We start from the raw sequence: 6,184 nt of genomic DNA on the forward strand, positions 1-6,184 counted from the left end.
CGCTAACCGCTTGCGGGAGCGAGAACATCGTGTTCTGGTGATATGCCCGCCGGGCGGCTGGCTGCCCGACCGCGTGCGCGAAGCAGGTATGGAGTGCCGTGAGGTGGTAATGCACGGGCCGCTTTCGCCCTTTGCCGTTCCACGCATCGTGAAAGCCGCACGAGCCTTTCATGCCCACATCCTACACACCCATCTTACCCGTGCGGCCTACCTCGGCCATATCGCAGGCCGGCTGGCCGGCCTTCCGGTTGTCTCCAGCGTGCATGTCATCAATCGAAACCCGGCCTACCGCTTTCTGCCCAATCGCGACCCCTCTATTGTGGCCGTGTCGGAGTATTTACGGCAATGGCTTATCGAGCACGGCGTCCCTCCACAGCGCGTCCGTACCGTTTATAACGGCACGGACTTCACAGAGTTTCCCACCCTCGATCCGCTAGAGCAACGCAAGGTGCGGCGCGAACTCGGCGTGCCCGACGATGCCCTTTTAGTGGGACTTTTCGGCCAGATCAATGCGTTCAAGGGGAGCTACCTTTTGGTGCAGGCGGCTCGGCGCGTGCTGGAGTGTTATCCTTCAACCTACTTTGTTTTTGTGGGAGCCGTTCAACCTCAGGTAGAGGCCGACCTTAAAGCGCTGGCGAAAGGCTATGTGGAGCGACTGCGTTTTACCGGAACGCGCAACGATGTTCGCCGCCTTATGGCCGCCATGGATGTGATCACCCTGCCATCCCGCTATGAGGCCTGTAGTATGGCCATCATCGAGGCGATGGCCGTGGGCAAACCGGTGGTGGCCACGCGCGCCGGAGGCAATCCGGAACTGGTGCAAGATGGCGAGACGGGGCTGTTGATAGAACGAACCCCGGAGGCCCTCGCTGAAGCCCTTGTGGAGATATTGGCCGACACCTCTCGCCGCCGACGCATGGGAGAAGCTGCGCTGCAGGTGGCAAAAGCCCGTTTCGCCTCCTCCGTTACGGCGCATCAGATCGAGGAGCTTTACAGTCGCCTCGTCAACTCGACGGCTGCTCAGCTCTCCGGGTGAATATCTGCCATGATACTGCGGGTGCAACAACTTGGTATCGTGCCCTATCAACAGGCATGGGATTTACAGCGCCATCTCGTAGAGGAGCGTAGAAAAGGGCATATCCCCGACACGCTTCTCCTGCTGCAACACCCTCCGACGATTACCTTTGGGCGGTTTTCAAGCCCGAAGAACCTCGTGGCTTCTCAAGAGACCCTCAAGCGATTGCAGGTGGAGGTTGTGCCGTCGGATCGTGGGGGGGACATCACGCTTCATGCACCCGGCCAGCTGGTGGGCTACCCCATTTTCGATCTACAATCGCCCCCGCACAAGCCGGACGTGCACAACTACCTACGACTTGTGGAAGAGGCGCTTATTCGGACATTGGCAGCCTATTCCCTCAAAGGATGGCGCTTCCCCGGCTATACCGGCGTTTGGGTAGACGGCCCAGAAGGCCGACCGGAAAAGATCGCCGCTATCGGCATTCGCATCCATCGTTGGATAACGCATCATGGGTTTGCATTGAACGTTTCCACCGACCTCGCCCTCTTTCAGCTCATTGTGCCCTGCGGCATACAATCCTATGGGGTCACCTCTTTGTTACGGCAGACAGGACATAGCTATTCGATAGAAGAGGTGGGACGGCAAGCCGCCGCCGCGTTCGCCACCACCTTCGGCCACGATAATTTGGAGTTCGTTTCTTAGACCCCACAGGCACCCTCATGCGAACATAGAGCTTAGAGGTACAATCTAACAGGTATTCTTCATGGGATGCCGAGGGGGTAGGGGCTTTGCAAGTTAAGGCTTTGCAAGTTAAAGAGTTTCGTGAACGCCAGGCCGTAGAGCGCCTTAAGCCGATTTGGCAGGCGCTGCAAGAAGCAGCCACAGATATTACGCCTTTCCAGACTTGGGAATGGAATGAGGCTTGGTGGCGCCATCTGGGAACAAAACGGCGTGCCCGTGTGCTTGTGTTTTACGACAACGGCGAGCCGGTAGCCCTTGCGCCGCTCTGTGTCGGGCGCTACCTCGGCACCCCCCTCCGTCGTTTGGAGTGGATCGGCACCGGCTCCTCCGATTATCTGGGTTTTTTAGCGCTCCCCGGTCACGAAAAAAACGTAGCAAAAGCCTTGCTCAACCATCTCCGCACCTCATTAGACGGCTGGAACATTGCCGATCTTCAGCAGCTTCCCTCGCATTCACCCTTGCTCGACCAAACGGTTCTCCCTACCGTTGTGGGCATTCAACCCATCGAACCCTGCCCCTATCTTCCTTTGCCGTCGCGTTGGGAGGCCTTAACGGCGCGTTTAGGCAAAAAGATGCGCTTCAACATCGGTTACTATGCCAGGCTGCTTCAACGCACCTTCCCCGATACGGCCTTCCTCATTGCCACGCAAGAGACTTTAGACGAGAGCATGGAGGCTCTTTTTGCATTACATCAACGGCGTTGGAATGCAAAATGGCTGCCGGGCGTGTTCGGCAGTCGTAGGGTGCAGGCGTTTCATAAGGAGGTAGCAAGCCGATTCTTAGAGAGAGGTTGGCTTCGGTTGCATGTTTTGCGGGCCGATGGAAACATTCAGGCCGTGGTCTACTGCTTTGCCTTCCGCAATAAAACCTACTACTATCAGGCCGGCTTCGCACCGGAATACGCTCGCTACAGCCCCGGTACGATTTTGGTGGCCCAAGCCATTCGTCAAGCTATTGAGGAAGGCCATGTCGAGTTCGATTTTTTGCGTGGGCAAGAGCCTTATAAGTACCGCTGGCAGCCTGAGGAACGGTGGAATCGGCGATTATTGCTACTGCAGACGCACGGCTCCGTTTGGGAGAAAGCCACACTGGCAGGGCGCATCGGTTTTGCATTAAATCGTCTTGAGCGATTTGTGGAGTCCCGGGTAAAGGCGGGCTTGCAGAAAAAAGGAGAAGCCTCTTCTTGAGTTCTTAGAAAGCGAGGTCTCAGACCATGCGGCGTCGTCATTTTGTGGTGTTGTTCGTTATTCTGTTGTGGCTCCCCACGCTTAGCGGATGTCGCACCCGCAGTTTTCTCTCCACAAAACAAGAGATCGAGCTTGGGAAAGAGGGCGCGCGCGAGGTGGAGCAAGAGTTTCGCGTAGACACCACTTCCCCAGATGCCGAGCGGGTACGAAAAATAGGCGAGAGCCTTCTGCCCCACATGGATCGGCGCGATGTGCCCTACTCCTTTAAGGTGCTTATCTCGAATCAGATAAACGCTTTTTCTTTGCCTGGGGGCCCCGTCTACGTTTTTCGAGGTCTCCTCGATCTGGTGGGCAATGACGATAGCGCTCTTGCTTGTGTCATCGGGCACGAGTGCGGGCATATCAATGCGCGCCATGTGGCACGTCATATCTCAACCGACATCATCCACAGTGCCCTTATCTCTATCCTCTTCCCCAATGCTAACGTACAGAACGCCGTGGGCCTCGTCGATCAGATTATCCAGTTAAAATACAGCCGTGACGACGAATATGAGGCCGACTGGCGCGGGCTTTCCTACGCCTACTACGCTGGCTATGACCCCAATGGCCTTATCCGCTTCTTCCACAAATTAGAGCTTGTGGAGAAGTGGGAGGGGGGGAACAACACCCCAGAATGGTTACAAGACCACCCCTTAACCCCCGAGCGCATTAAGCGCGCCGAGTGGATCATCGCTCACCACGACTATCGTTACGGACATTAAGGCCCATAGCTTGTGTAGCGCGTTCCTCCAAAGCCGCGGAAGATAAGCCGGGTAATGAACCACAGAATCAGCCCAAAAACGGCGAGGCTGATAAACAGGTGGAACCAGTTGAAACCGCCGGGATAGTAGTACCCGCCGGGGCCCACGTAGGGGGGATAGTAGTAGAAGGCCGGATGGAAGGGCAGATAGTAGTACCAATGGGGAGCGCCCCAGTAGAAGCTATAGTCACTCCATCCACCATAGTAGTGAGCGGGATAGGCGCGCCCACGATAGATGTAGGAAGAGGAGTGGGTATAGCTCGGCCCTCTTCCAAAGGCGCCTGTACGTCCAAATGAGCCGCCATAGCTTCGAGTGGAGGAGCTATAGCTATGGCTTCCCCCGTACGTTCCGCCATAGCTGCCGCTTCGGCCAAACGAACCGCCATAACTCCGTGTGCCGGAGAAGGAGCTGCTGCGGCCGCCGAAAAAGCCGCCATAGCTTCGAGACCCTCCAAAGGAGCCGGAGCTGCGCCCGAAGCTTCCGCCATGGAAGCCACCGCCAAAGCTTCCAGGGCGCGCCATCGCCAGCGGAGCGGTAAAAAGCAAAGCCGAAAACGCCAACAGCAGCGCCAGTAAAGCCGACTTTCTTGTCGTTCCCTTCATGTCGAGGATGTCCTCCTTCGTATTGAAGACGGGTGTAAAGTTCAAGCTCCCCATAAAAAGCAAGAGCTATCGTATAGATCGTAAAACCTTGCCAAAAGGTTTCACGCGTTTTTACGATAGCTCTGTGCTGTGCCGGATTAGCCGATCTCTTTGAGACTTACCCTACGTCCCTCTTGCGCGCTTTTGATGGCCGCAAACACCATGGCCAGCGATTTCAGGTTGTCGGCAGCGCTGCATTCCGGATCGCGGTCTTCGCGAATGGCCGTAAAGAACTCGTCGAGAATCGCCTGATGAGCAGGCGGCACCTCCAAAGGCTCGATCTGTTCTTGTACCGGCTGTTCCACGCGATGGAGATGAGAGTAGGTCATCTGATGCTTATCCCAATCTATACTGCCTTTCGGACCCTCAATGCGCCAATCCCCATTCCATCCGGTTTGCGAGCCGACGGCACAGCCGCAAGCGACATGGGTGGCGACGAGGCCATCGGGATAGAAAAAGACGATGGAGTGCGCTGCATCTCCTTTGTGCCAGCCCCAAGGGTGGTTCCAGGTGATAGCCTGCACACTCTCCGGCTCGGTGCCGAGAACATAACGTAGCATGTCGAAATGGTGCACCATCATGTCGTTGATGAGCATGTAGGGTTGAGTCACGTAGTGAGAGCCGGGAATGTCGGCCCAAGGAATGTAGAACCGAATATCGCACTGTCCTGGTTTGCCGATCTTGCCCTCTGCAAGCAGCCTTCGGGTGGTGCGGGGGAAGCTGCCGAACCGATAGTTTTGAGTGATCATGTGCTTGCGTCCATGCTTTAAGCCCTGCTCCACCACCCGCTTTGCCGTGGCGTAGTTGTCGCTGAGGGGCTTTTCTTCCAAGACGTGGAGGCTGGCGGCAAACGCTTTTTCGGCAATAACGTGGTGGACGGATGGAGGGGTGACATCGAGCACGAAATCGGCCTGAACCTTTTCAATCGCGTCGTCGAGAGATTCGAAAAGACGCTCCTTGGGAACGTTGTGGTGCTCGATGGCGCGTTGCTGGTTTGCCGAAGAAGGCTCTACGTAGGCCACGATTTCGCAGTCGTTGCGCTTGCGTACCTCACGCAGCCAAAACAGACCTTGTCCTCCCAACCCGGCGAGGATACAGCGATACATGTCCTTGCTCCTTTACGATTTTTTGGCTTGTTCAATGCAGTTTCTTACATAGTCCAAACTTTTCGCCAAATTTTGTGCCTTTTCCTGTGGGGTATTTCCGGTTATGCCGCACTCATAGGCCATGTAGCCGGTGAAGCCGATCTCAAGCAGTACCTTAAAAGCGGCCACAAAGTCTATGTCACCGGTGCCCGGCTCCATGCGCGTGTTATCGGCCAGGTGGATGTGGGCTACATGTTTGCCGGCCTCCCGAAAGGCCTGAGGCGTGTTGGTCTCCTCGATATGCATGTGGAAAAAGTCGCTAAGCAGCGCAATGCCTTCGACCTTCGCCTCCTCAATAACCCGCACTCCATCGCTTTGGCGACGCAGATAGTGCTGCTCGTAGCGATTGAGCGGTTCAAGCAGAAAGAGGGTGTTGTGTGCGGCGGCAAAGGGGCCGATCTCTCGGCAGATAGCCACCATCAGTTTGTCCTCGATCTCCAAAGGCGTCATAACCGGCGAGAGATCGGGCACACGCGCATTGCCGAAAATAGGCGGGCATATCTGGCCTGCCGCGCCCACCTCGCCGCAAAAAGCCAGAATGGCCTTGCTTCCTTCAATGCTTTTTCGACGCTTGTGCGGGTCGGGGTCAAGGAAATCGAAGCTTGGGTGCCCCTCAAGGTCGGCATTCCCACAGACGCTGGAGATGGGGACG

At 56.4% G+C, this 6,184-nt stretch carries 7 protein-coding genes; 4 read left to right on the forward strand and 3 right to left on the reverse strand.

Annotated elements, in window-relative coordinates; all coding sequences use genetic code 11:
* From VKV18_RS02050 to VKV18_RS02065, 4 genes are all read left to right on the forward strand, one after another.
* The coding region (locus VKV18_RS02050; protein ID WP_324202567.1) for a glycosyltransferase family 4 protein at window positions 1-1,036 on the forward strand (1,036 nt) is incomplete at its 5' end.
* A 9-nt stretch (window positions 1,037-1,045) separates the two neighbouring features.
* Window positions 1,046-1,720 (forward strand): lipoyl(octanoyl) transferase LipB, encoded by a 675-nt coding sequence (gene lipB, locus VKV18_RS02055; protein ID WP_324202568.1) that lies wholly within the window; start codon window positions 1,046-1,048, stop codon window positions 1,718-1,720.
* Window positions 1,721-1,806: 86 nt separating this feature from the next.
* Window positions 1,807-2,946, forward strand: coding sequence for a GNAT family N-acetyltransferase (locus VKV18_RS02060; protein ID WP_324202569.1), 1,140 nt, complete (start codon window positions 1,807-1,809; stop codon window positions 2,944-2,946).
* Window positions 2,947-2,972: 26 nt separating this feature from the next.
* Entirely contained in the window at window positions 2,973-3,707 is a 735-nt protein-coding gene (locus tag VKV18_RS02065; RefSeq protein ID WP_324202570.1) for a M48 family metallopeptidase, read from the forward strand.
* Here the strand turns inward: VKV18_RS02065 and VKV18_RS02070 are convergent.
* The 3 genes from VKV18_RS02070 to VKV18_RS02080 form a co-directional block, all read right to left on the reverse strand.
* A complete protein-coding gene (locus tag VKV18_RS02070; protein WP_324202571.1) occupies window positions 3,704-4,348 on the reverse strand; it encodes a hypothetical protein in 645 nt (214 codons plus the stop codon). The two genes, VKV18_RS02065 and VKV18_RS02070, sit on opposite strands and share 4 nt — an antisense overlap.
* 137 nt (window positions 4,349-4,485) lie before the next feature.
* A complete protein-coding gene (locus VKV18_RS02075; protein ID WP_324202572.1) occupies window positions 4,486-5,493 on the reverse strand; it encodes a Gfo/Idh/MocA family oxidoreductase in 1,008 nt (335 codons plus the stop codon).
* A gap of 12 nt (window positions 5,494-5,505) precedes the next feature.
* The coding region (locus VKV18_RS02080) for a sugar phosphate isomerase/epimerase (protein ID WP_324202573.1) at window positions 5,506-6,184 on the reverse strand (679 nt) is incomplete at its 5' end.

It is taken from the genome of Chthonomonas sp. (genome assembly GCF_035294505.1).
GTDB lineage: Bacteria > Armatimonadota > Chthonomonadetes > Chthonomonadales > Chthonomonadaceae > Chthonomonas.

Bases quoted from the DNA above. Each gene is read 5' to 3' on its own strand.
- lipB (WP_324202568.1), top strand. From the start codon at position 1,046: ATGATACTGCGGGTGCAACAACTTGGTATCGTGCCCTATCAACAGGCA.
- VKV18_RS02065 (WP_324202570.1), top strand. From the start codon at position 2,973: ATGCGGCGTCGTCATTTTGTGGTGTTGTTCGTTATTCTGTTGTGGCTC.
- VKV18_RS02070 (WP_324202571.1), bottom strand. From the start codon at position 4,348: ATGAAGGGAACGACAAGAAAGTCGGCTTTACTGGCGCTGCTGTTGGCG.
- VKV18_RS02075 (WP_324202572.1), bottom strand. From the start codon at position 5,493: ATGTATCGCTGTATCCTCGCCGGGTTGGGAGGACAAGGTCTGTTTTGG.